Here is a 24,412-nt window from a genome sequence, read left to right as displayed (position 1 = left end):
GGTTGGCTGGGTTAGCGGTGGAGGACTGAGCGGGGGAGGAGTTTGGCGCGCCAGCCGAGGGGGGAGCCGCGGCGGATGCCGTCCATCAGGTGGTCGTAGGCGGGGGCCAGGTTCGGGTCGGGGTGGTCCTGGCCGCCGTACCAGGAGCGTTCCACCTCGCCGACCACGGTGCGCAGCGCACGCCTGCCGCCGTCGTCGAGGGAGTGCTCGCGGGCGATGCGGCGGGCCGCGGTGCGCACCGTCTCCGTGCTGTTGACCTCGATGCCCCGGTCCCGGGACTCGGCGAGCAACTCGCGCCACGCCGACGTCGCCGCACCGGGACCGCTGGTGTGGACGTCGTGCCGGTGCGAAAGCCGCCTGCGTTCCCGGACCAGGCCGGGGGCCGTCGCGAGCAGCAGCACCACCACGAGCACCGCCAGCCACCACGTCACCATCGCAGCGCCGAACACCAGTGCCAGCGTCCACGCCAGAAGTGCCAGCGGCAACAACGTGCCACGGCGCCTCGGCATGCCGCGGGCCGCCGCCACCAGCACCGTCAGCACGACCGCGGCCAGCACGAGCGTACCGATCACCGCCCACACCCACAGCGCAGTCGACTGCTCCTGCCGGTCGTTCCCGGCCGCGCCGGCCTCGGTGGTCTCCTCGTCCTCCGGCGTGCCGGTCGGCGCGCTGGGCGCGGTCGGCGCCACGGACGTCTGGCTCGGGTTGTCCGGGTCGTCCTCCGGACCGGACGGGCCGGTCTCCGAGGCGTACGGCGGGTTGTAGCTCGTGCCGTCGGACAGCGGTGTCGGGTCGAACGTCACCCAGCCGGCCGATGGGAAGAACACCTCGACCCACGCGTGCGCGTTCTGCGTGGTGATCGTCCGGTAGTTGCCGTTCGCGTAGCCGCCGGTGTAGCCCATGGCGACCCGCGAGGGGATCTCCGCGGCCCGCAACAGGATCGCCATCGCCGACGCGTACTGCTCGCAGAACCCGATCTTGCTGCGGAACAGGAAGTCCTCGAGCGCGCTCTCGTCGGCGCCGGTCCCGGTCTCGGTGTCGTACTGGAAACCGTTCGAGGTGTCGAAGTAGTCCTTGATCGCCTTGACCTTCTGCAAGGTCGTTGGCTTGCCGCCGGTCAGCCGCCGCGCGAGTTCGACGACCGACTGCGGCAGCCCGTCGGCACGCAGGTAGATCGACGGGACCTGGTCGGCGGCGGTGAACAGGCCGTCGGCCGCCAGCTGCTCCCCCGACGGCTCGGACATGTCCGCTTCCTCGACGTAGACCGGCAGTGAGCGGCGCGACTCGCCGTAGACCATGCCGCTGTCGGGGTCGTAGCGCATGTCGTTCGGCAGACCGGTCAGCCCGACCGGCACACCGGCCACCGGCGCCCAGTAGTCCTTGGAGTTGACCGGCTCGATCTGGATCTCGGTGATGTTGTCCGGATCCGCCCGCACCACACCGTCGGGCAGCGGCAGGTTCCCGGCCGCCTCGACACCGCCGGGCAGCTCGCGTTCGTTGTCCCGCCGCCAGCCGCCGTTCTCGTCGTACACGGGCAACGTCATGGCACGCAGGTAGCGGACGCCGTCGTCGTCCATGCCGGACACCCGGAACAGCTCGACGTTGCCCTCGCGGTCGAGCATGCCGCGCAGCGACGTGAACGGGTTGAGGCCAAGACCGCCCTCGCCGCCGCCGTTCTGACCGCCGGGCAGCTGGCCGACCGTGCCGACCCAGGTGAACGTGGCGCCCGCGAACAACGCGACCGCGACCGCACCCGCGACGAGTGCGGCGGGCCCGCCGAGTCCGCCGTTCGTGCCCTGGACCGTCGGCCGGTTGCGCCACAGCTGGTGGCGGTGCGCGCCGTCGACCGCCAGCAGCGCCGCGAACGACAGCGCACCCAGCACGAACGCCCACCACGGCAGCATCTCGTCGGCGAGCGACGCGGGCACCGCGTACACGCACAGCAGCACCAGCCCGCACGCGGCCGGTGTGCCCGCGGACACGGCGAGCGTGTCGACGAGCACGGCCACGAGCCCGATCGCGATCACCACGAGGCACAGCACGGCCTGGGTCGCGGGCACGGGCGGCACCCCGGTCCGCACCACCTCGACCGACGTCTGGAGCACGCTGCCCAGCTCCGCGACCGAGTCCGGGCCGGGCAGGACGCCGAGTACCGCCTCGTCGGTGAACAGCGTGACGAGCAGGCACATCAGCGCGAACATCTGCGCGAGCCCGACCAGCAGGATCGGGGCCCGCACGGCCCGCAGTCCGAGGCCGACGGCGGTGACGACGGTGACGGCGACCCCCGCGTAGCCCCACCACCGCAGGCCCTCGATGACCCCGGACAGCGCGAGCGCGGCGCAGAGCGTCGTGACGGCCGCGACCACCGGGGTGACGGTCATCGACCACTGCGCGGAGGTCAGCTCGCCGCCGGGCGGCGGCGGTGGGGGCGTGCCACGGCTCGGCCCGCCGGCGGGCGGGCGGGTCGGGGAAGCTGTCGTCACGGTCGTGCCACTCCTATCCCGTGATCACCGCGTCGGCGTGGCTGCCGTGGGTCCGGCAGAGCGTCGCCCACGTCGCGGCCATCGGGGTGTTCGGCCGCGCGACGGTGACACCCCAGCCCGCGCCGCGCAGCAACGCGGTCGTGCCGTCGATGTCCGTGCCGGCACCGCTTTCCTCCGGTGCCGCCCACGCGGCGGTGTCCAGCAGCACGGCGAGGCTGCGGGTGCTCCGCGACCGGTGGCCGATCAGCTTCGACACCGCCTCCGGGGTGGTGGCGCCGAGGATCGCGATCAGCTCCTGCCCGCCGCCGGGGTCGCTCGTGCTGTCCATGTTCGTCGTCGGGGTGGCGGCCAGCGCGGCCAGCGCGTCGAGCACGGCGGTGTCGTTGTGGGAGCCGTCGCCGGTGTCCCGGACGATCAGGCCGCCGGACTCGGTGACGAGCTTGATCCGCTGCCCGTAGCGGTGCAGGTGCAGGCAGACGCTCGCGGCGAACGACACGGCCCACTCGAGGCTCGAGTTCGCGCCGGTGCCGCGGTGCGCGGCGGCCCGGCGGTCGAGCAACACGGTTGTACCGCCACGCCACGGCCGTTCCTCGACGCGCACCATCATCTCGTCGCGCTTGGCGGTCGACCGCCAGTGCACCTTCCGCAGGTCGTCGCCCTGCCGGTACGGGCGCACGATCGCGTCGTCCTCACCCTGGCCCGCGTTGAGCCGCACCGAGCCGTCGTCGCCGGAGCCCAGCCCGGACCCGCCTGGCACGCCCGCGAGCTTCACGACGCGCGGCACCACGATCAGCCGTGACGAGTGCGCGAGCTCCCGCTCGAACTCGGCCAGCCCGAACGGGTCGGTGATCGTCGCCTTCAGCGGGCCGAGCTGCTGGATGCCGCGCAGCATCGGCTGCACGTGGTAACGCAGCCGGGTCCCGGTGTGCCGGGGCAGGTGCTCGATCACGAACCTCGGCTTGCCGCCGAGCGAGTACGGCACGCCGTCGGACACGAGCAGCCCGCCGGTCGGCAGCCTGCCCGTCGACGTGATGTGCAGCGTCACCTCCGCGCGCCCGCCGACCGGGGTGCGGATCGGGTTGATCTGCCGCTGCGCGTGCAGGCCGACCCGCGCCACCGCGGTCAGCAGGCACACGAGGATCGGCAGGGCCACCACGAAGACGGAGACGCGCAACAGGTCCCGTTCGTTCAGCACGAACGAACACAGCGCCGCCGCGAGCCCGGCCGCGAGCAGGCACCGCCCACGCGTGGTCAGGCCGGAAAGCGCGCCTCGGAGGGGCCGTGCCACCGGCCGGCTACCTGTTCCCGCGCGCGGCCCACTCGGCACCGGCAGGCGGCCCCGACTGTGACAACGCCTGGGGCACCGGCACCCGCTGCACGAGTGCGCGGATCAGCTCGGCGGGGGAGCGGCGGCCGGCCTGGGCCTCCGGGGTGAGCACGAGCCGGTGCGCGAGCACCGGCACGGCGACGGCGTGCACGTCGTCGGGGACCACGAAGTCACGGCCGGACAGCGCGGCCTGTGCGCGGGCCGCGCGCACCAGGTGCAGCGTCGAGCGCGGCGAGGCACCGATCCGGATCTCCGGCAGCCGCCGCGTCGCGGACACCAGCTCGACGGCGTAGCGGCGGATGTCGGGGGAGAGCTTGACCGCGCGCACCGTCTCGACCAGGTGCTTGACCTGTTCGGCGTGCGACACCGGCTGCAGCTCGGCGAGCGGGTTGTGGCCGGAGTGCTCGTCGACCATCGCCAGCTCGGCGGCCGGGTCGGGGTAGCCGATCGACACGCGCGCGGTGAACCGGTCGCGCTGCGCCTCCGGCAGCGCGTAGGTGCCTTCCATCTCGATCGGGTTCTGGGTCGCGATGACCATGAACGGCGCCTCGAGGTGGTAGGTGTGCCCGTCGACGGTGACCTGCTCCTCCTCCATGCACTCGAGCAGCGCCGACTGTGTCTTGGGGGAGGCGCGGTTGATCTCGTCGCCGACCACGATGTTCGCGAACACCGGGCCCGGCCGGAACTCGAACTCGTTGTTCTGCCGGTTGAAGATCGACACGCCGGTCACGTCGGAGGGCAGCAGGTCCGGGGTGAACTGGATGCGGCTCACCGTGCAGTCGATGGACCTGGCGAGGGCCTTGGCGAGCGAGGTCTTGCCGACGCCGGGCACGTCCTCGACGAGGAGGTGGCCCTCGGCGAGCAGCGTCACGAGCGCGATGCGCACGACCTCCGGCTTGCCGACCAGCACCCGCTCGACGTTGGCCGCGATCCGCTGCGCCGCGGCGCCGAGCTCGTCGAGTGGCGAGACCTGCCGGTAGTTGGTGTGCTGTTGGGAGGACTGGTCGCCGTTCACGCCGCCCGCGTGCTGCGCGTAGGGGTCGCCGCCGGGTGCCGCGTAGGGATTACCGGGCAGCGCCGGTGGCGGGGTACTCGACGTCACGCGACCTCCTGAGAACTTCGTCGGCCCGACAGAGCCTGCACCGAAGTGTGTCAAACCTGCGAGAAGTACCCCACCCCTCCGCATGCCGGAGGAGTGCGGGTGTCCTTCTATCTTGTACGCCTTTCGGGTCGGGTGTGTTCCGGTCGGGCCAAATGCCCGGCGAGCAGGGTCACCCACTTCTCCCCACCGGGGTTCCCCACGACGCTCCACGGCGAACCCCGCCGGGTCGAAATCGGTCCGTTCGGCCGCCGGGAAGGGCACCTGCGGCGGCGCTCCCCGGCACCCGGATGGGGGAGTCCCACCACCAGGCCCCACCGTGCACCCCCTGCCTTGACCTGGGCAAATGTCGAGAGCTGCGGCACATATTCCCGTCATTCGCCGTTGACTGTGGTGAAAAGTGGGGTACGGTGGCGGCAAGTGGGGCGGAAGGGGGCCCCATGGCTGGTCCACATGGACCGGTGGGGAGGTGCGGACCCTGATGTTTCTCGGTACGCACACCCCGAAGCTGGACGACAAGGGGCGGCTCACGCTGCCTGCCAAGTTCCGGGACGCTCTCGCGGGCGGGCTGATGGTGACAAAGGGTCAGGACCACTGTCTCTACGTCTTCCCGCGAGCGGAGTTCGAGGAGATGGCACGCAAGGTGGCCGCCGCTCCCTTGACGAACGAGGCGGTTCGCGCCTACCAGCGGTACCTGTTCGCCGGCACCGACGAGCAGCGACCCGATGGCCAGGGGCGGATCGCGATCGCACCGGAGCTCCGCCGCTACGCGGGGCTGACCAAGGAGTGCGTGGTCATCGGTGCGATCACCCGCCTGGAGATCTGGGACGCGCAAGCGTGGCAGACCTACCTGGACGAGCACGAGGACGACTACTCCCAGGCACGGGAGGAGGTTCTGCCCGGCGTGTTCTGACGGGAGACGGGACATCGGGCAGGAGCACTCGCGCGCGGGTGCCGCGAGGCCTCCGTTCCGCTCGCCTTCGACCCTGGCACACCTTCCCCGGCGCCAGGTTCGACGAGCGGGCGGGGACCTCGCGGCACCCGTTGATTTCTACGGGAGAGGGGGTGTATTCGGCATGGGCGAAAACTCGACGGCACACGTCCCGGTGTTGCTGGAGCGGGTGCTCGCGCTGTTCGAACCCGCTCTCACCCAACCCGGCGCCGTCCTCGTGGACACCACCCTCGGCCTCGGCGGCCACGCCGACGCGCTTCTGTCCGCACACCCCGCGCTCACCCTGGTCGGCCTCGACCGGGACCCGAACGCGCTGGACCGGTCCCGCGAGCGCCTCGCGCGCCACGGCGACCGGGTCCACCTCGTGCACGCGGTCTACGACGAGCTGCCGGACGTGCTGTCCCGGCTCGGCATCGCGCCCCGCGGCGGCGTCGCGGGCGTGCTCATGGACCTCGGGGTCTCGTCGATGCAGCTGGACGTCGCCGAGCGCGGGTTCGCGTACTCGCGGGACGCCCCGCTGGACATGCGGATGGACCCGACCGCCGAACTGACCGCGGCGCGGGTGCTGAACACCTACCCGCCGGGTGACCTGGTGCGGATCCTGCGCGAGTACGGCGAGGAGCGGTTCGCGAAGCGGATCGTCGAACGGGTCGTGCGCGCGCGGGCCGTCGAGCCGTTCACCGCCAGCGGCCGCCTCGTGGAGCTGCTGTACGAGGCGGTGCCCGCGGCGTCGCGGCGCACGGGCGGCCACCCGGCGAAGCGCACGTTCCAGGCACTGCGCATCGAGGTCAACGGCGAGCTGGACGCGTTGCGTTCCGCCGTGCCCGCCGCGCTGCGCGCGCTGCGGGTCGGCGGCCGGATCGTCGTGGAGTCCTACCAGTCGCTGGAGGACCGCATCGTCAAGCAGGCGCTGGCGCGGCTGGCGAAGTCGCGCACGCCCGAGGGCGTGCCGGTGGAACTGCCCGGCCACGGCCCGCAGCTGAAGCTGCTGACCAGGGGCGCGGAGCAGGCGAACGAGCAGGAGATCGAACACAACCCGCGGGCGGCCTCGGTCCGGTTGCGTGCGGCCGAGCGGATTCTGGAGGCGGCATGACGATCCAGGCAGAACCGACTCGTGCCAGGGTGAAGGACAAGGTCGACACCGCACCCGCACCCGCCAAGTCCCCGGTGCCGGGCCGGGCACGGAACGCGGCGGCGCAGCGCGCCTACGCGCGGCGGGCCCAGCGCGAGGGCAGGCCGATCCAGCGGGCGGTGGAGGACGACCTCGACCGCGGCGCGGGCCGGGTCTCGTTCGCGGTGCTGATCATCGTGCTGCTCGTGGTCGGCGTCGCGGCCACTCTGTGGCTGTCCACGCAGGCGATCGCCGACTCCTACCGCCTCGACGAGGTGAAGCAGGAGTCCGAGCGGCTCGCCGAGCGCGCGGCGGTGCTGCAGCGCGAGGTGACGCAGAAGGAGTCGGCGGCGTCGCTGGCCGAGCGCGCGAAGGCCATGGGCATGGTCCCGGCAGGCGACCCGGCCCGGCTGGTCGTGCAACCGGACGGCACGGTCGTGGTCGTCGGCGAGCCGACCCCGGTGGCCCCGCCCGAATCGGAGAACCCGCCGGAGAACGGCCAGAACCAGTCGGAGGGACAGCAGCCGCCACCGGCGAACGGTGGGGGAGCCGGTTGATGAGCGACCTCACCACCTGCCATGAGGGTGCCGGCTGATGCCGGGCAGGCCACGAGCACGGCGGCCCGGCACTCCTGCGCGACGGCCGGTGCAGCGCATCGCCGCGTCCGGTGTGCCCGCGCGGGGTGGCACACCGGGTCGCGGTGCGCCGCGCGGGGGTGCCGGGCACGGAGCGGGGCGCCGGGTGGCGCCGCCGCGCAAGGTGCCGGTCGGTCCCCGGCGGCTCGTGCGCAAGAAGCGCAAGCCCCCGAACCACCACATCCGTGTGGTCGCCGTGCGCTTCCTCCTCATCGCGGCGCTGGTCGCGGCCGGGCTGAAGCTCATCCAGGTCCAGGGTTTCGAGGCCGAGGCGCTCGCCGCGAAGGCGGAGCGGCAGCGCATGACGGGGATCGACCTGCCCGCGCACCGCGGCTCGATTCTCGACCGCAACGGGATGGCGCTCGCGTTCAGCGTCGAGTCGCGCTCGCTCGCGTTCCAGCCGAGGGCCCAGCGCAAGGAGATCGACACCTACAACAAGAACCTCAAGGACGGCAAGGTCAAGGGCGAGCCGCTGAACTTCGACACCGAGACCGAGAACATGGCGCGGTTCATGGCAGGGAAGCTCGACGGCGTGGTGTCGGAGGGCGAACTGCTCGGCCTGCTCCGCAAGGACGCCAACTTCGTCTACCTGGTGGACAACGTCCAGCCGGCGGTGGCACGGGAGATCCAGGAGGAGTACCCGTCGATCATCTCCGAGTACCGCGCCGAGCGTGAGTACCCTGGCAAGTCGACCGCGGCCAACATCATCGGCGTCGCCAACTGGCGCACGGACGACCGCGACACCAGCAAGCACGACCTGCACGGGCTCGCGGGCCTGGAACTGTTGCGGGACAACGAGCTCGCCGGCACCCGGGGCCACCAGGAGGTGGCCACCGAGGAGGGCAACGACGGTGTCGTCATCCCGGGCACCGAACGGGACGTGCGGCCCGCCGTGGACGGCTACGACCTGGAGCTGACGATCGACGCGGACCTGCAGTACTTCCTGCAGCAGGCCCTCGCGGACTACGTCGGCAGGGCACGGGCGCGCGGCGGCAGCGCGGTGATCATGGACGCGAGGAACGGCGAGGTGTACGCGCTCGCCAACGACAAGACCTTCGACCCGAGCACCGCGGGCTGGGACCCGGAGGCCATGGGCAACCCGGCGGTCAGCAACGCGTACGAGCCGGGCTCGGTGAACAAGATCGTGACCGCGTTGTGCGCGATCGACCAGAACATCACCTCGCCGCTGGACGTGCACCAGGTGAACGGCAGCATCCCGGTCGCCGACCGCGTCGTCCACGACGCGTGGAACCACGGGCCGCTGCCGCTCACCACGACCGGCATCTTCGCGAAGTCGTCGAACGTCGGCACGCTGATGCTCGCGCAGGAGTGCGGCCCGGAGCGGTTCTCGGAACTGCTGAAGAAACTCGGCATCGGTACCCGAACGGGTGTCGGCCTGTCCGGGGAGAGCCCTGGCAGGGTGCCGCCGCGCGGCCAGTGGTCGGGCTCGACGTTCGGCAACCTGCCGATCGGGCAGGGCCTCATGATGACCGTGCTGCAGATGGCCGGGATGTACCAGGCGGTCGCCAACGACGGGGTGCGCGTGCCGCCGAGGGTGGTGTCCGCGATGGTCACGCCGGAGGGCGAGCGGATCCCCGAGCCGAGACCCGAGCCGGTGCGGGTGGTCGACGCGAAGACCGCGAAGACCGTGCGCGACATGTTCCGCGCGACCGTGCAGGACGCGGACACCCCCGACAACGGCACCGGCGTGCCCGCCGCGCTGACCGGCTACCAGATCTCCGGCAAGACCGGCACGGCGCAGCAGTTCGACGAGGAGCTCGGCCGGTACAGCAAGGTGAAGCACTGGATCACGTTCGCGGGCATCCTGCCGGCCGACGACCCGAGGTTCGTCGTCGGCATCATGCTCGACCAGCCGGAGTACGTCGGCGGCCCGCCGGAGGGCAAGAGCGCGGCGCCGCTGTTCCACGACATCGCGTCGCACCTCGCACAGACGTACAACATCCCGCTCTCGAAGGAACAGGCGCCGTTCGTCCGGCTCGTGGAGCCGTAGTCTGCTGACATGACTCTGCGCACGGACGATGCACGGTTCGCCGACCTGCCGGACTTCCCGTACGAGCCGTCGTACGGGATGGTCGACACGTTGCGCATGGCGTACGTGACGGCGGGCCCGCAGGACGGCCCGGTCGCGCTGCTGCTGCACGGCGAGCCGAGCTGGTCGTTCCTGTACCGCACGGTGCTGCCGGTGCTCGCCGACGCGGGGATCCGTGCCGTGGCCCCGGACCTGGTGGGGTTCGGCCGCTCGGACAAGCCGCCCGCGGCCACGCACAGCTACGCCGCGCACGTCGAGTGGGTGCGTTCGCTCGCGTTCGACGTGCTGGACCTGCGGGACGTCACGGTCGTCGGCCAGGACTGGGGTGGGCTGATCGGGTTGCGGCTCGCCGCGGAGCACCCGGACCGGGTGGCGCGGATCGTCGCCGCGAACACCGGCCTGCCCACCGGCGAGCACGGCATGCCGGACCAGTGGTGGCAGTTCCGGCGCGCGGTGGAGAAGGCGGAGACGCTCGACATCGGCCGGTTCGTGCAGTCCGGCTGCAGGACGACGCTGTCCGACGCGGTCCGCGCCGCCTACGACGCGCCGTTCCCGGACGAGTCGTACAAGGTCGCGCCCCGGCTGATGCCGGGCCTGGTGCCGGTGTCGCTGGAGGACCCGGCGGCGCCGGCGAACCTGGCGGCGTGGCGGGTGCTGCGGAAGTGGGAGAAGCCGTTCCTGTGCGCGTTCAGCGACAGCGACCCGATCACCGGGGCGATGGCGCCGATCCTGCGGAAGCTGATCCCCGGCGCGGCCGGCCGCGAGCACCCGGTCATCGAGGGCGCGGGCCACTTCCTGCAGGAGGACGCCGGTGAGCGACTCGGGGAGGAGATCGCCCGCTTCATGACGGACTAGACGATTGATTCCGTGAAGATCTTGTGAAGTGGCTTGGCGTACGGCCCCGTCATCAGGCACGGCACCCACACCCCCGCGCGGTCGCCCGAGACGGGGGCTGGGCCGATGCCGTGAAAGGTGCGTTTACGACATAACCGGTGCCGTCAATGGGCCATTCAGGGCGCTCAGCGCCCTGAACGCGCCTTTCAGGGCATTGCCACGCCGTCAACGCGCCTTTCACAGCACCGAAGCCCGGGCGCTACGCGCCCGGCCCGGCGGCCTGCGCGTCCGGCGAGGACGAACCCACAACGGATGGTGGGCCGACCCAGTCCCGGAATTGTCGGTGGTGTGCGCTTGGATTGCGGAATGCTGTGGTTCACCGAGGACGATCTGCGTGCCGCCGCGGGGGACGGGTCCTTCCGCCGCGGGCGGGAGTACGTCGACGCGGTGGGGGAGTTGCAGCCCACCGCGCTCGGCGTGCGGGCCGCGGTGCGGGGCAAGGACGTCTACGAGGTGTGGCTCGGCAGGGAGCACGACGCGCTCGCCGGTGAGTGCGGCTGCCCGTTCGGGATCGAGGGCAACTTCTGCAAGCACTGCGTGGCGGTCGGGCTGGTCCTGCTGGCCGACGGCGCACCGGGCCCGGACGCCGACCTCGGGGCCTACCTGCGGTCGCTGGACCAGCGCGAGCTGGTGGAGCTGGTGCTGGCGCAGGCGCAGCGGGACCCGGGGTTGTACCGGCAGCTCGCGCTGCGTGCGGGCAGCACGGGCGCGCCGCAGGTGGCGGTACTGCGCAGACAGCTCGACACCGCGCTGCGGGTGCGCGGCTTCTCGGACGGCGACTACGCCACCCGGGCGAAGGACGTGATCGACACGGTTCGCGCCCTGGTCGACGCGGGCCACGCCGCCGAGGCCCGGCCGCTCGCCCGGCACGCCGTCGAGTTGCTGGTCGAGGCGATGGGCGCGGTCGACGACCCGGCCGACGCGGTCGCCGGGGTGTGCAGGCGCGCGGTGAAGCTGTACGCGCGGGCGTGTGCGGTGGCCCGGCCCAACCCGGCGAAGCTCGCGGGGTGGCTGTTCCAGCTGCGCAGGGACTGGCCGACGTGGCCCACGATCGACATCGGCGACTTCGCGGAGCCGCTAGGCGAGGCGGGCATGGCCGCGTACCGCGCGCTGGTGGACGAGGCGTGGCACGCGCTGGACGACGACGAGGACCACACGGTGCTGCGTGCGATGCGTGAGCAGCTGGCGAGGACGTCCGGCGACGTCGACACCATGGTGGACGTGCTCGCCGACGGGCTGCCCTCGGTGCGGGCGTACCGGGAGATCGTGTCGGTGCTGCGCCACGCCGGCCGTCTCGGGGAGGCGATCCGGTGGGCGGAGCGCGGGGTCGCGGAGACCAGGGACCTGTCGCTGACCGAGCTGCTCGTCGAGTCCTACCTGGATGGGCAGCGCGGCGACGACGCGGTCGAGCTGCGGAAGGCCGAGCTGCGTTCGGCGCGGACCCGGGTCTGCTACGGCCGCCTGCGGGAGACGGCGGTGGCGGCGAAGGTGTGGTCGGGGCTGCGGCCGTGGGCGCTGGACGTGTTGCCGCCGGACGAGCTGGTGGGGGCGTTGCTGGACGACGGGGACGTCGAGGAGGCGTGGCTCGCCGCGGTGAAGCACGACTGCGCCGGGGTGGAGGTCGTGCGGCTGCGAGCGGAGACACATCCGGCCGAGGTGCTGGCCGCGTACCGGGCGCTGGTCACGGAGTGCCTTTCGCGGGGCGGGCGGGAGTGCTACCGCGAGGCCGGTGTCCTGTTGAAGGAACTGGCCGCGTGTGCACAACGGTGCGGGGAGTCGGTTTCCGGGTTCGTCGCGTCGCTGAGGACGGCGCACGTCCGGCGGCCCGCGTTGCTGGACGAGTTACGCCGGGCCGGGTTCTGAGCTCTCGTCGGCCACGAAGCGGTCGCCCGCCACCCGCTCCGCCGCACTCACGACCCACCCGTCGCGTCGAACGCCGTTCATGGCCGCTCCAGGTACCGCTTCAGGTGCTGTGCCGTCAGCGAGGTCCCAGCACGGACCAGTGCCGCCGGGGTGCCCTCGAAGACCACCCAGCCGCCGTCGTGGCCCGCGCCGGGGCCGAGGTCGACGATCCAGTCCGCGTGGGCCATCACCGCCTGGTGGTGTTCGATCACGATGACCGTGTTCCCCTTGTCCACCAACCGGTCGAGCAGCGCCAGCAGGTTGTCCACGTCGGCGAGGTGCAGGCCGGTCGTCGGTTCGTCGAGCACGTAGGTCCCGGCGCCTTCCGACATGCGGATCGCCAGCTTCACCCGCTGGCGTTCGCCGCCGGACAGCGTGGTGAGTGGCTGCCCGAGGCCGAGGTAGCCGAGGCCGACGTCGTTCAGCCGGTTCAGGATCGCGCCCGCGTTGCCGGTCGGGAAGAACTCCCGTGCCTGTGCGACCGACATCGCCAGCACCTCGCTGATGTTCCTGCCCCGCAACGTGTACCGGAGCACCTCCGCGGTGTAGCGCCTGCCATCGCACTGCTCGCACACCGACGCGACGCCCGCCATCATCGCCAGGTCCGTGTAGACCAGCCCGATGCCCTTGCAGTTCGGGCACGCGCCTTGCGAGTTGGCACTGAACAGTGCCGCCTTCACGCCGTTGGCCTTGGCGAACGCCGCGCGGATCGGGTCGAGCAGGCCGGTGTACGTCGCCGGGTTCGACCGGCGGGAGCCGCGGATGGCCGACTGGTCCACCACCGACACGTCGTCGCGTGTGGACAGTGAACCGTGGATCAGTGACGACTTCCCGGAACCGGCCACCCCGGTCACCACCGTCAGCACCCCGAGCGGGACGTCCACGCTCACGTCGCGCAGGTTGTGCAGTGACGCGCCGCGGATCGGCAGGTGGCCGGCCGGCTGCCGCACCCGCGTGCGCAGCGTCACCCGGTGGTCCAGGTGGCGGCCCGTGAGGGTGCCCGACGCGCGCAGGCCGGCCACGTCGCCGGTGTAGCAGACCTCGCCGCCCGCCGGGCCCGCGCCGGGCCCGAGGTCGACGACGTGGTCGGCGATCTCGATCGTCTCCGGCTTGTGCTCCACCACGAGCACCGTGTTCCCCTTGTCCCGCAACCGGAGCAGCAGGTCGTTCATGCGCTGGATGTCGTGCGGGTGCAGGCCTACGGTCGGCTCGTCGAACACGTAGGTGACGTCGGTGAGGCTGGAACCCAGGTGCCGCACCATCTTCACGCGCTGCGCCTCGCCGCCGGACAGCGTGCCCGACTCGCGGTTCAGCGACAGGTAGCCCAGCCCGATCTCGACGAGCGAGTCGAGCGTCTCGCTCAGGGTCCGCAGCAGTGGGGCGGCGGACGGGGCGTCGAGGCCGCGGACGAACTCCGCCAGGTCCGAGATCTGCATGGCACAGCAGTCGGCGATGTTCCTGCCCGCGATCCGTGCCGACAGTGCCGCCTCGTTCAGCCGGGCACCGGCGCACGACGGGCACTGGCTGAAGGTCACCGCCCGGTCGATGAACGCGCGGATGTGCGGTTGCACGGCCTCCTTGTCCTTGGACAGGTAGAGCCGCTGCACCTTCACGACCAGGCCCTCGTAGTTCGTGTTCATGGTGCCGTACTTCATCTTCGTGGCCGGCTTGTGCAGGAAGTCCGCCCATTCCTGCTCCGTGTAGTCCTTCAGCTTCTTGTCCGGGTCGACGAACCCGGAGTGCGCGAGGGACTGCCAGTACCACGAGTCGACCGCGAAGTTCGGCACCGTGATGGCGCCCTCCTTCAGCGACAGCTCCCGGTCGACGAGCTGGTCGACGTCGATGGAGTTGACCTTGCCGATGCCCTCGCAGCGCTGGCACATGCCGTCCGGCAGGTTGAAGCTGAACGCCGTGGACGGGCCGACGTAGGGCTCGCCGAGCCGCGAGAACACGATCCGCAGCATCGTGTGCGCGTCCGTCGCGGTGCCGACGGTGGACCGGGAGTTGGCGCCCATCCGCTCCTGGTCGACCACGATCGCCGCGGACAGGTTGCGCAGCTGGTCCACATCCGGCCTGCCGAGCGCGGGCATGAACGACTGCAGGAACGCCGAGTACGTCTCGTTGATCAGCCGCTGCGACTCGGCCGCGATGGTGCCGAACACCAGCGACGACTTGCCGGAGCCGGACACCCCGGTGAACACGGTCAGCCTGCGCTTGGGGATGTCCAGCGAGATGTCCGCCAGGTTGTTCTCCCTGGCGCCCCGCACCTCGATCAGGTCGTGGCTGTCGGCCGGGTCGCGCACCGCAACCCCTTTCTTTATGGTGTAAAGTGATGTCCGGCAACGGTACTTTATGATGTAAGGAGTTGCAACGTGGTGGTGTTCGCCGGCCAGGGCGACGCGCGCCGCTCGATGGCGCTCCTGTGGCGCGCCCGGCGGAAGGACGAACCGAGGCCGGGTCCGAAACAGGGGCTGACCGTCGAGGCGATCGTCGCCGCGGCCATCGAGCTCGCCGACGAGCACGGCATGGCGGCGCTGTCGATGCGTGCGGTCGGTGAGCGCCTCGGCCGCACCGGCATGGCCCTGTACACCTATGTGCCCAGCAAGGCCGAACTGGTCGACCTGATGTACGACACGGTGCTCGCCGAGGCCCACCGCACCTACCCGCTCGACGATGGCTGGCGCCCGGCGCTCACCGCGTGGGCCGAGGACATGTGGGCGTTCTACCTGCGCCACCCGTGGGTGCTGCGGGTGTCACAGGCACGGCCGGTGCTGGGACCCAACGAGTACGTGGTGCTGGACGAGGTCGTGCGGATCCTGTTCGAGTCCGGTCTGGACCCGGCGCGGCTGCGGCAGGTCACCGGTGCGCTGTTCCAGTTCGTCCGCGCCGTGGCGCAGGTCGTCGCCGAGGCAAGGGCGGCCTCGGCCGCGACGGGCACGTCCGACGAGGACTGGTGGTACGCCCGGTCCGCGCTGCTCACCGAGATGGCCCCGGACTTCGACCAGCGCTTCCCGTCGGTCGCGAAGCTCGCACGAGCGGGCGGGTTCGCCCTCACCGACGAGACCGTGCCGTACCAGGAACAGGCAGCGACCGAAACCTTCCGGACCGGCCTGACCACACTGCTGGACGGCATGGAGAAAGGACCGCCGGGTAACGCCCCGGCGTGGCCGGGAGACGAACTGTGATCGCTCCGGGGTTTCGGTGGACGGCGGTGTGCCGAATACTCGGATCGTGAGCACTCTGCCGAGTACGCCGACACCGACACCGGACGAGGAAGGAGCGCTCGGCAGCCCGATCGGGCGGGCCGCGTCGCTCATGGTGGCGTTCCTCGCGCTGCTCTGGGTCGTGCAGCTGATCAACGCGAGCACCGGCTACTCGCTCGCCCAGTCCGGCGGGATCCTGCCCCGGCAGGTGAGCAGCCTGCTCGACATCGTCACCTCGCCGTTCCTGCACGGCAACCTCGACCACCTCGCGGGCAACGCGCTGCCGCTGTTCAGCCTCGGCATCATGGCGGCGATCCCGAACCCGAAGCGGTTCCTGATGATGACGTTGGTCGTGATCGTCATCGGCGGGTTCGGGGTGTGGCTGTTCTCGCCCGCCGACAGTGTCACGGTCGGTGCGAGCGGGGTGGTGTTCGGCTACTTCGGTTACCTGCTGCTGCGCGGGTTCGTCGACCGCAGGCCGGCCGACGTCGTCATCTCGATCGGGGTGGCGCTGGCCTACGGCTACGCGATGTGGAACTCGGTGGGCTTCGGGCGCGAGGGCGTGTCGTGGCAGGGACACGTCGCCGGGCTGGTGGGTGGCATGGCCGCCGCGTTGTTCTTGCGCCTGCCGAGGAGGAAACCGGTTGCGGACCCGCCCGGCGGCCCGCTTCCTGGGTTGCCGCCAGCCGTCTAGCCCAACGTGACGCGGCCGTCCGCACCAGGGTGTCCTTGATCGCCCTCCGTGCGCAGGTAACCTTCCGCGACGTGCCCGCCAAGCTCGTTGGCAAGGCCGTCACGGCACCGCCTCGCCCTGCCAGGATCGAACCAGTACCGCTCACCATGTTGGTGGCGCGGGCGGACGCGCGCGTCCTCCCCACGGACAAGGCCGCCGACGTGCAGGTCACCGGAGCCACGCTCCGTGCACAGCACGTGCTGCCCGGCGACCTGTTCGCCGCGCTGCCCGGCGCCCGCGTGCACGGCGCCGACTTCGCGGCGGAAGCCGTGCGGGCCGGTGCGGTGGCCGTGCTCACCGACGAGGAGGGCGCGCGGCGCGCCGCGCGCAAGGACATCCCCGTCATCGTGCACGACGACCCGCGCCAGGTGCTCGGGTCGGTCGCCGCGTGGATCTACGGCGAACCGTCGCTGCACCTCGCGGTCCTCGGCGTCACCGGCACCTCCGGCAAGACCACCACCACGTACATGATCGACGCGGGGCTGCGGGCCGCGGGCATGAGGACCGGCCTGGTCGGCACCGTCGAGACCCGCATCGCGGGGGAGCGGCTGGCCAGCGCGTTCACCACGCCGGAGGCCCCCGACCTGCAGGCGTTGTTCGCGGTGATGGTGGAGCGCGGCGTCACGCACGTGCCGATGGAGGTCTCCAGCCACGCGCTCGCGCTCGGCAGGGCCAGCGGCACCCGGTTCACGGTCGGCGCGTTCACCAACCTGTCCCGCGACCACCTGGACTTCCACTCCGACATGGAGGACTACTTCCAGGCCAAGGCACTGCTGTTCGACGGCCGGTCCACCACGGAGGTGGTGTGCGTGGACGGCGAGTGGGGCAAGCGCCTCGTCACCCCGCACACGGTGACCGTGTCGACGCAGGGTGCCGGTGACTGGACCGCGACCGGCCTGACCACGTCCTACGCCGGTGAGCAGACGTTCACCGTGCACGGGCCCGACGGGCTCACGCTGCCGGTCACGCTGCCGATGCCCGGCAAGTTCAACGTCGCGAACGCGCTGGTCGCCGCCGCCTGCCTGCATGCGACCGGGGTGGCGCCGACGGACATCGCGGCCGGGCTCGGCGCGGTCGAGGTGCCGGGCCGGATGGAGCGGGTCGCGCTGGGCCAGGACTTCACCGCCGTCGTCGACTACGCGCACAAGCCGGCCGCGGTCGCGCAGGCCCTCGACGCCATGCGGGCCCGCACCGACGGCCGCGTGATCGTGGTGCTCGGCTGCGGCGGCGACCGTGACGCGGAGAAGCGCCCCATGATGGGTGAGGCCGCCGCCCGCCGAGGTGACCTGCTGATAGTCACCGACGACAACCCGCGCACCGAGGACCCCGCCGCGATCCGTGCCGCGACCCTCGCGGGCGCCGAGGCGGTGCCGCCCGGGGAGCGTGGCGAGGTGCTGGACATCGGTGACCGGCGTGCCGCGATCGGCGAAGCGGTGAACCGCGCGCAGCCGGGCGACGTCGTCGTCATCGCGGGCAAGGGCCACGAGACCGGACAGGAGATCGATGGGGTGGTGCACCCGTTCTCCGACCACGACGAGCTGCGGGCCGCCATCTGGGAGCGGCTGGAGAAGAACACGTGATCGCTCTGACGCTCAAGGAAGTGGCCGAGGTGACCGGCGGCCGGTTGCACCGGGCAACGGGTGACGAGACCGTCACCGGCACCGTCGAGTTCGACTCGCGCGCGGTCGGCCCCGGCGGCCTGTTCGTCGCGGTGCCGGGCGCGCGGGTCGACGGCCACGACTTCGCCGCGCGGGCGGTCGAAGCAGGCGCCGTCGCGGTGCTCGCCGCACGCGAGGTCGACGCGCCCGCGGTGGTCGTGCCGCCGGTCGCGGTCGACGGGCCGTCGCGGGTGTACGCACTGGCCGGGGACACCGACGGCAGCGGCGCGGCCGTGCTCGCCGGGCTCGCCGCCCTGGCCCGCGAGGTCGCGCGCAGGCTCACCGCGGCGGGCATGCTGACCGTCGGTGTCACCGGGTCCGCGGGCAAGACCTCCACCAAGGACCTCATCGCGGCACTGCTCGCGGCCCGGGGCGCCACGGTCGCCCCGCCCGGCTCGTTCAACAACGAGATCGGCCACCCGTGGACCGTGCTGCGTGCCGACGAGCACACCAGGCACCTCGTGCTCGAACTGTCCGCCAGAGGGGCGGGCCACATCGCCGCCCTGTGCGACGTGGCGCCACCGAGGATCGGCGCGGTGCTGAACGTCGGCACCTCGCACGTCGACGAGTTCGGCTCCCAGGAGGCCATCGCGCAGGCCAAGGGCGAGCTGGTCGAGGCGCTGCCCGAGGACGGGGTCGCGGTCCTCAACGCCGACGACCCGTACGTCTCCGCGATGGCGGGCCGCACGAAGGCGCGGGTGCTGACGTTCGGTCTCGCCGAGCACGCCGACGTGCGCGGGACCGAGGTCGAGCTGGACGCGCGGGCCCGCCCGTCGTTCACGCTCGTCACCGAGGCAGGCGCGGCGCGGGTCGATCTGCGCCTGCACGGCGCGCACCAGGTCGCGAACGCGCTGGCCGCGGCCGCGGTCGCGCTCGCCGCGGGGATGCCGCTCGCCGACGTGGCCACCGGCCTGAGCACGGCGCGGGCCGTGTCCGCGCGCCGGATGGCGGTCGAGACCACCGACGACGGCGTCACGGTCGTCAACGACGCGTACAACGCGAGCCCGGAGGCCACCCGCGAGGCACTGAAGACGCTGGTGACCATCAGCAGGTCCGGGAACGGACGCGCGTGGGCCGTGCTCGGCCCGCTCGCGGAGCTGGGCGCCGAACACGACCGCGTCCACGAGGAGATCGGCCGCCTCGCCGCGAGCCTGGCCGTTCACCGGCTGGTCGTGGTCGGCGCGGCAGCACAGCCCATGCACCGAGGTGCGAGCCTTGCCGGTTCGTGTGGAGAGGAGCCTGTCCTGGTGTCCGATGTTGACGCCGCGGTCGACCTGCTGCGCGCCGAGCTGCGTGCGGGCGACGTCGTGCTGGTCAAGGCCGCCAACGCGCGGCGACTGTGGCGGATCGCCGACGCGCTGCTGGGGAGCCGCGCGTGATCGGCATCCTGATCGCCGCCGCGATCGCCCTCATCGTCTCGATCATGTTCACGCCCTACCTCATCCGGGTGTTCTCCCGGCAGGGCTTCGGGCAGGAGATCCGCGAGGAGGGACCGCAGGGGCACAAGTCCAAGCGCGGCACCCCGACCATGGGCGGTGTCGCGATCCTGGTCGCCATGGTGGTCGGCTACTTCGCCGCCCACCTGCTGACCTCGCTCGTCTCCGAGGACAGCGAGGCCCCGACCGCGTCCGGGCTGCTGGTGCTGTTCCTCACCGTCGGCCTCGGCCTCGTCGGCTTCCTCGACGACTTCATCAAGATCCGCAAGCAGCGCAACCTCGGCCTGAACAAGACCGCGAAGATGACCGGCCAGCTCGTCGTGGCCGTGGTGTTCGCGATCCTCGCGGTGAACTTCGCCGACGAGGCCGGGTTCACGCCGGCGTCGATCCAGCTGTCGTTCGTCCGCGACCTCACGATCATCTCGTTCGGCACCATCGGGTTCGTCGTCTTCTGCTACCTGCTGGTGTCGGGCTGGTCCAACGCGGTGAACTTCACCGACGGTCTCGACGGGCTCGCGGGCGGCGCGTCCGCGATGGTGTTCGGCACCTACGTGGTCATCACGTTCTGGCAGTTCCGCTACAACTGCGAGTCCCCGGAGCCGTCCGTCGCCTGCTACGACGTGCGCGACCCGCTCGACCTGGCCGTCGTGGCCGCCGCGGCCATGGGTGCCTGCATCGGCTTCCTGTGGTGGAACGCGGCACCGGCGAAGATCTTCATGGGCGACACCGGCTCGCTGGCGCTCGGCGGCCTGGTCGCCGGCCTGTCCATCACGACCCGCACCGAGCTGCTCATGGTCATCGTCGGTGGCCTGTTCGTGGTCGAGATGCTGTCGGTGGTCCTGCAGATCGCGGTCTTCCGCACGTCGAGACGACGACTGTTCCGCATGGCGCCCTTCCATCATCACTTCGAGCTTGCCGGGTGGGCGGAAACCACGGTGATCATCAGGTTCTGGCTGCTGGCCGGAATCTGCGCGATGTTCGGGCTCGGCCTCTTCTACTCGGAGTGGCTGGGCGGCGGCGGCAACTGATGTTCGCCGGTGAACGGGTTCTGGTCGCGGGCGCCGGTGTCACCGGGCAGTCGGTGGCCGCGGCGCTGCTCGCCGACGGCGCGCACGTCACCGTCACCGACGCGGCGCCAGACCGGCTGACCGGCCTGCCGGCCGGGGTCACCACCGCGGCCGGGCTCACCGCCCCGCCCGATGGCACCGGCCTGGTCGTCACCAGCCCCGGCTGGCCGCCGACCGCGCCGCTGCTCGTGGCCGCCGCCGAGGCGGGCGTCGAGGTGATCGGCGAGGTCGAGCTGGCCTGGCGGTTGGGCGCGACCCGCGCGCACCCGCCTGCCTGGCTCGCGGTCACCGGCACCGACGGCAAGACCACCACCGTCGGCATGCTCGAGTCGATGCTGCTCGCGTCCGGCGCCAAGGCGGTGGCCTGCGGCAACATCGGACTGCCGGTGGTCGACGCGGTCCTCGGCGGCTACGACGTGCTCGCGGTCGAGCTGTCCAGCTACCAGCTGCACTGGCAGTCGTCCGTGCGCGCGCACGCCGCCGCCGTGCTCAACATCGCCGAGGACCACCTCGAATGGCACGGCACGATGGCCGCCTACGTCGGCGCCAAGGGCAAGGTCTACGACGGCGCGGGGCTCGCGGTCTACAACGCCGACGACGTCGAGACCGAACGGCTCGCGGCGGCCGCGCCGCAACGGGTGAGCTTCACGACCGGCACCCCCGCCGCCGGCCAGTTCGGGGTGGCCGACGGCTGGCTCGTGCACGGTGACCTGCTGCTCGCGCCGGTCGCCGAGGTCCGGCCGGTCGGACCGCACAACGTCGCCAACGCGCTCGCCGCGGCCGCGCTGGCCAGGGCGTACGGGGTCTCGGCCGAGGCCGTGCGGGCCGGGCTCGACTCGTTCCGGCCGCCGGCGCACCGGGTCGAGCTGGTCGCCGAGCGCGACGGCGTCCGGTACGTCAACGACTCGAAGGCCACCAACACCCACGCCGCGCACGGCTCGCTCGGCGCGTTCGACTCGGTCGTGTGGGTGGCGGGCGGTCTCCTGCACGGCGCGCAGGTAGCCGACCTGGTGGCCGAGGCGGCGCACCGGCTGCGCGGGGTGGTCCTGGTCGGCGCCGACAAGGACGTGTTCGCGGCCGCACTCGCGCGACACGCGCCGGATGTGCCGGTCCATCGCGTGCCTTCACGAGACGATGAGCCCATGCTCACTGCGGTGCGCGTGGCGAACGCGATGGCCTGCCCGGGCGATGTGGTGCTGCTCGCGCCCGCCGCCAAGTCGCACGACCTCTTCGCCAGCTACGCGCACCGCGGCACGGCCTTCGCCGACGCCGTGCGTGACGTGCTGGCGGAGCGCGGATGACGGCACTGGAGGAGTCGAAGAACACCACCAGCGAGTCCGAGGGCAGGGCCGAGCGCAAGGAGCGCACCGGCCGCCTCGCCGCCATCCGCACCGCGCTCACCGCATGGCTTGGCCGGCCGCTCGCCTCGTTCCACCTGCTGCTCGCCATCTGCGTGCTGCTGATCGTCATCGGTCTGGTGATGGTGCTGTCCGCGTCCGCGGTCAACTCCATCAACCAGGGCAGCTCCGCGTACACGGTGTTCGGCAAGCAGGTCGTGTTCGTGCTGGTCGGGCTGGTCCTGTTCTGGATGGGGGTGCGGGTGCCGCTGCGGCGGATCCGGGCGTTCAGCCCGATCGCGCTGTGGGCGTGCGTGCTGCTGCTGGTGCTCGTCCTCACGCCGCTGGGCACGACCCTGAACGGCACCCGCAGCTGGTTTCGGCTCGGGCCGCTGTCCGTGCAGCCGGTCGAGTTCGCCAAGCTCGCGCTCGCGCTGTGGGGCGCGCACATCCTCGTGGTCAAGCGCGGCCTGCTCCACCAGTACCGGCACCTGCTGGTCCCGGTCGTGCCCGCCGCGCTGGTCATGTTCGCGCTGGTCATGCTGCAGCCCGACCTCGGCGGCACCGTCACCCTCGGCGTAGTGCTCATCGCGCTGCTGTGGTTCGCGGGCGCCCAGCTGCGGCTGTTCGGCGCGCTCGCGCTCGGCGCCCTCGCGGGCGTGGTCCTGCTCGCGATCGGCAGCGGCTACCGGCTCGAACGCGTGGAGTCGTTCCTCAACGGGGGCGAGGACGACCTCGGTGCCGCCTACCAGGCGAACCAGGCCCTGTACGCGCTCGCGGAGGGCGGGCTGTTCGGCAAGGGCATCGGGCAGGGGCAGTCGAAATGGGACTACCTGCCCAACGTCCACAACGACTTCATCTTCGCGCTCATCGGCGAGGAGCTCGGCTTCCTCGGCTGCGCGCTGGTGCTCGGTCTGTTCGGCATGCTCGCGGTCACCGGCATGCGGGTCGCCACCCGCAACATCGACCCGTGGATCCGGATGGTGGCCGCCACACTGACCGTCTGGCTGGTGGCCCAGGCCGCGATCAACATCTGCTACGTGGTCGGGTTGCTGCCGGTCACGGGGATCACGCTGCCCCTCATCTCCTCCGGTGGCACCTCTGTGGTGACGACCATGCTGGTGTTCGGTGTCCTCGCGAACTGTGCGCGGCATGAGCCCGAAGCAGTGGCCGCACTACGCTCTCAGGGGCCGGGGCGATTCGGCAGGCTGATGCGGCTCCCCGCCCCGGAGCCCTACCAGCCGCCGGTCAGGCGCAAGCCGGTCCGGCCACCCGCCACGCCGCGAGGCTCCGCCGGTCGTGCCGTCGGTCGTACCACCGCCCGAGGCCGGCCGCCTGCCCCGCGCCGCAGACTAGGAGGACGTTCTTGACCACCCCTGCCAACCGTGGACTGTGCGTCGTCGTCGCCGGGGGAGGGACCGCCGGGCACATCGAGCCCGCGCTGGCCCTGGCCGACGCGGTGCGCCGGATCCGGCCGGACGCCCGCATCGTGGCGCTCGGCACCGAGCGTGGCCTGGAGAAACAGATCATCCCGGCCCGCGGCTACCAGCTCGAGATGATCCCGCCGGTGCCGATGCCCCGCAAGCCGAACGTCGACCTGCTGAAGCTGCCGCTCAAGGTCCGGTCCGCGATCAAGCAGACCCGGGAGGTGCTCGACCGGGTCGGCGCCGACGTCGTCGTCGGGTTCGGCGGCTACGTCGCACTGCCCGCCTACCTCGCCGCGCGGGGCCGCACCCCGATCGTCGTGCACGACTCCAACGCCCGCGTCGGTCTCGCCAACAAGGTCGGCGCCCGCTACGCCGCCCGCGTCGCCGTCGCCGTGCCCGACACCGGCCTGCCCAACGCCGAGGTCATCGGCATCCCGCTGCGTGCTTCGATCGTCGGGCTCGACCGGTTCCGGCTGCGTGCGCAGGCCCGCCAGTTCTTCGGGCTGCACCCGACCGCGCCGACGCTGCTGGCCTTCGGCGGGTCGCAGGGCGCGCAGTCGATCAACAACGCGGTGTCGGCGTGCGCGGGGATCTTCGCCCAGCGCGGCATCGGCGTGCTGCACGCCCATGGACCCAAGAAATCCCTTGCCGTGCAGCAAGTTCCCGGTGCGCCCCGGTACGTCCCGGTGCCGTACCTGGAGCGCATGGACCTCGCGTACGCCGCCGCTGACGCGGTGCTGTGCCGGTGCGGCGCGATGACCGTCGCCGAGGTGTCGGCCGTCGGGCTGCCCGCGGTGTACGTGCCGCTGCCGCACGGCAACGGCGAGCAGGCGCTCAACGCGCAGCCGTCGGTCGACGCCGGCGCCGCGCTGATGATCAGGGACGGGGACCTGACGCCGGAACGCACCGCCGAGACGGTGGTGCCGCTGCTGACCGACCCGTTGCGGCTCAAGAAGATGAGCGCCGCCGCGCAGGGCACGGGCCACCGCGAGGCCGCGGACGTGCTGGCGCGCATGGTGCTGGAAGTGGTGGGCAAGTGAGCGGAGCTTGCGGAGCGAACCAGAAAGCGCAGGGCGACCGCGAGCGGTCGCTCGGAGC

At 71.9% G+C, this 24,412-nt stretch carries 18 protein-coding genes; 14 read left to right on the top strand and 4 right to left on the bottom strand.

Annotated features, from left to right (window positions below; genetic code table 11):
• Window positions 1-11: 11 nt before the first annotated feature.
• From ACFPCV_RS22430 to ACFPCV_RS22420, 3 genes are read right to left on the bottom strand one after another with little or no spacing between them, the layout of a single operon-like run.
• A complete protein-coding gene (locus ACFPCV_RS22430; RefSeq protein ID WP_378058250.1) occupies window positions 12-2,483 on the bottom strand; it encodes a transglutaminase TgpA family protein in 2,472 nt (823 codons plus the stop codon).
• A 13-nt stretch (window positions 2,484-2,496) separates the two neighbouring features.
• A complete protein-coding gene (locus ACFPCV_RS22425) occupies window positions 2,497-3,771 on the bottom strand; it encodes a DUF58 domain-containing protein (protein ID WP_378058249.1) in 1,275 nt (424 codons plus the stop codon).
• A gap of 7 nt (window positions 3,772-3,778) precedes the next feature.
• Complete coding sequence (locus tag ACFPCV_RS22420) at window positions 3,779-4,912, bottom strand: AAA family ATPase (protein ID WP_378058248.1); 1,134 nt, start codon at window positions 4,910-4,912, stop codon at window positions 3,779-3,781.
• A gap of 478 nt (window positions 4,913-5,390) precedes the next feature.
• On the opposite strand from ACFPCV_RS22420, the gene mraZ reads away from it, so the two are divergent.
• The 6 genes from mraZ (at window position 5,391) to ACFPCV_RS22390 (ending at window position 12,414) form a co-directional block, all read left to right on the top strand.
• Entirely contained in the window at window positions 5,391-5,822 is a 432-nt protein-coding gene (gene mraZ, locus ACFPCV_RS22415) for a division/cell wall cluster transcriptional repressor MraZ (RefSeq protein ID WP_184814412.1), read from the top strand.
• A 163-nt stretch (window positions 5,823-5,985) separates the two neighbouring features.
• Window positions 5,986-6,954, top strand: a complete 969-nt coding sequence (gene rsmH, locus ACFPCV_RS22410; RefSeq protein ID WP_378058247.1) for a 16S rRNA (cytosine(1402)-N(4))-methyltransferase RsmH — start codon at window positions 5,986-5,988, stop codon at window positions 6,952-6,954.
• Window positions 6,951-7,529: a cell division protein FtsL gene (gene ftsL / locus ACFPCV_RS22405; RefSeq protein WP_378058246.1), complete on the top strand. Its 579-nt coding sequence runs from the start codon at window positions 6,951-6,953 to the stop codon at window positions 7,527-7,529. The genes rsmH and ftsL overlap by 4 nt, the downstream gene beginning before the upstream one ends.
• A 184-nt stretch (window positions 7,530-7,713) precedes the next feature.
• Window positions 7,714-9,618 (top strand): peptidoglycan D,D-transpeptidase FtsI family protein, encoded by a 1,905-nt coding sequence (locus ACFPCV_RS22400; RefSeq protein ID WP_378058245.1) that lies wholly within the window; start codon window positions 7,714-7,716, stop codon window positions 9,616-9,618.
• A 9-nt stretch (window positions 9,619-9,627) separates the two neighbouring features.
• On the top strand, window positions 9,628-10,512 hold the full coding sequence (locus tag ACFPCV_RS22395; protein WP_378058244.1) for a haloalkane dehalogenase: 885 nt from the start codon (window positions 9,628-9,630) through the stop codon (window positions 10,510-10,512).
• A gap of 345 nt (window positions 10,513-10,857) precedes the next feature.
• Complete coding sequence (locus ACFPCV_RS22390) at window positions 10,858-12,414, top strand: SWIM zinc finger family protein (protein ID WP_378058243.1); 1,557 nt, start codon at window positions 10,858-10,860, stop codon at window positions 12,412-12,414.
• A 77-nt stretch (window positions 12,415-12,491) separates the two neighbouring features.
• Here the strand turns inward: ACFPCV_RS22390 and ACFPCV_RS22385 are convergent, their stop codons facing one another.
• Complete coding sequence (locus ACFPCV_RS22385; protein ID WP_378058242.1) at window positions 12,492-14,756, bottom strand: ATP-binding cassette domain-containing protein; 2,265 nt, start codon at window positions 14,754-14,756, stop codon at window positions 12,492-12,494.
• A 69-nt stretch (window positions 14,757-14,825) separates the two neighbouring features.
• Here ACFPCV_RS22385 and ACFPCV_RS22380 point away from each other — a divergent pair, with 69 nt between their 5' ends.
• The 8 genes from ACFPCV_RS22380 (at window position 14,826) to murG (ending at window position 24,354) form a co-directional block, all read left to right on the top strand.
• A complete protein-coding gene (locus ACFPCV_RS22380) occupies window positions 14,826-15,638 on the top strand; it encodes a TetR/AcrR family transcriptional regulator (protein ID WP_378058241.1) in 813 nt (270 codons plus the stop codon).
• Window positions 15,639-15,684: 46 nt separating this feature from the next.
• Window positions 15,685-16,350, top strand: a complete 666-nt coding sequence (locus tag ACFPCV_RS22375; RefSeq protein ID WP_378058240.1) for a rhomboid family intramembrane serine protease — start codon at window positions 15,685-15,687, stop codon at window positions 16,348-16,350.
• Between the two features lie 146 nt (window positions 16,351-16,496).
• A complete protein-coding gene (locus ACFPCV_RS22370) occupies window positions 16,497-17,969 on the top strand; it encodes a UDP-N-acetylmuramoyl-L-alanyl-D-glutamate--2,6-diaminopimelate ligase (protein WP_378058728.1) in 1,473 nt (490 codons plus the stop codon).
• Window positions 17,966-19,426, top strand: a complete 1,461-nt coding sequence (locus tag ACFPCV_RS22365; protein ID WP_378058239.1) for a UDP-N-acetylmuramoyl-tripeptide--D-alanyl-D-alanine ligase — start codon at window positions 17,966-17,968, stop codon at window positions 19,424-19,426. The genes ACFPCV_RS22370 and ACFPCV_RS22365 overlap by 4 nt, the downstream gene beginning before the upstream one ends.
• Window positions 19,423-20,511 carry a phospho-N-acetylmuramoyl-pentapeptide-transferase gene (mraY, locus tag ACFPCV_RS22360; protein ID WP_378058238.1) on the top strand — a complete coding sequence of 363 codons (1,089 nt, stop codon included), beginning with the start codon at window positions 19,423-19,425 and terminating at the stop codon, window positions 20,509-20,511. The genes ACFPCV_RS22365 and mraY overlap by 4 nt, the downstream gene beginning before the upstream one ends.
• A complete protein-coding gene (murD, locus tag ACFPCV_RS22355) occupies window positions 20,511-21,851 on the top strand; it encodes a UDP-N-acetylmuramoyl-L-alanine--D-glutamate ligase (RefSeq protein ID WP_378058727.1) in 1,341 nt (446 codons plus the stop codon). Before mraY ends, murD begins: the two co-directional genes overlap by 1 nt.
• Entirely contained in the window at window positions 21,848-23,257 is a 1,410-nt protein-coding gene (ftsW, locus tag ACFPCV_RS22350) for a putative lipid II flippase FtsW (protein WP_378058237.1), read from the top strand. Before murD ends, ftsW begins: the two co-directional genes overlap by 4 nt.
• Window positions 23,254-24,354, top strand: coding sequence for an undecaprenyldiphospho-muramoylpentapeptide beta-N-acetylglucosaminyltransferase (gene murG, locus ACFPCV_RS22345; protein ID WP_378058236.1), 1,101 nt, complete (start codon window positions 23,254-23,256; stop codon window positions 24,352-24,354). The genes ftsW and murG overlap by 4 nt, the downstream gene beginning before the upstream one ends.
• The last annotated feature ends 58 nt before the right edge of the window (window positions 24,355-24,412 follow it).

The sequence above is a fragment of the Actinophytocola glycyrrhizae genome, assembly GCF_042653545.1.
In the GTDB taxonomy this organism is placed as follows: Bacteria; Actinomycetota; Actinomycetes; order Mycobacteriales; family Pseudonocardiaceae; genus Actinophytocola; species Actinophytocola glycyrrhizae.
The sequence above is the reverse complement of the archived record's forward strand: the minus strand, read 5'-3'. Positions and strand labels throughout refer to the sequence as shown.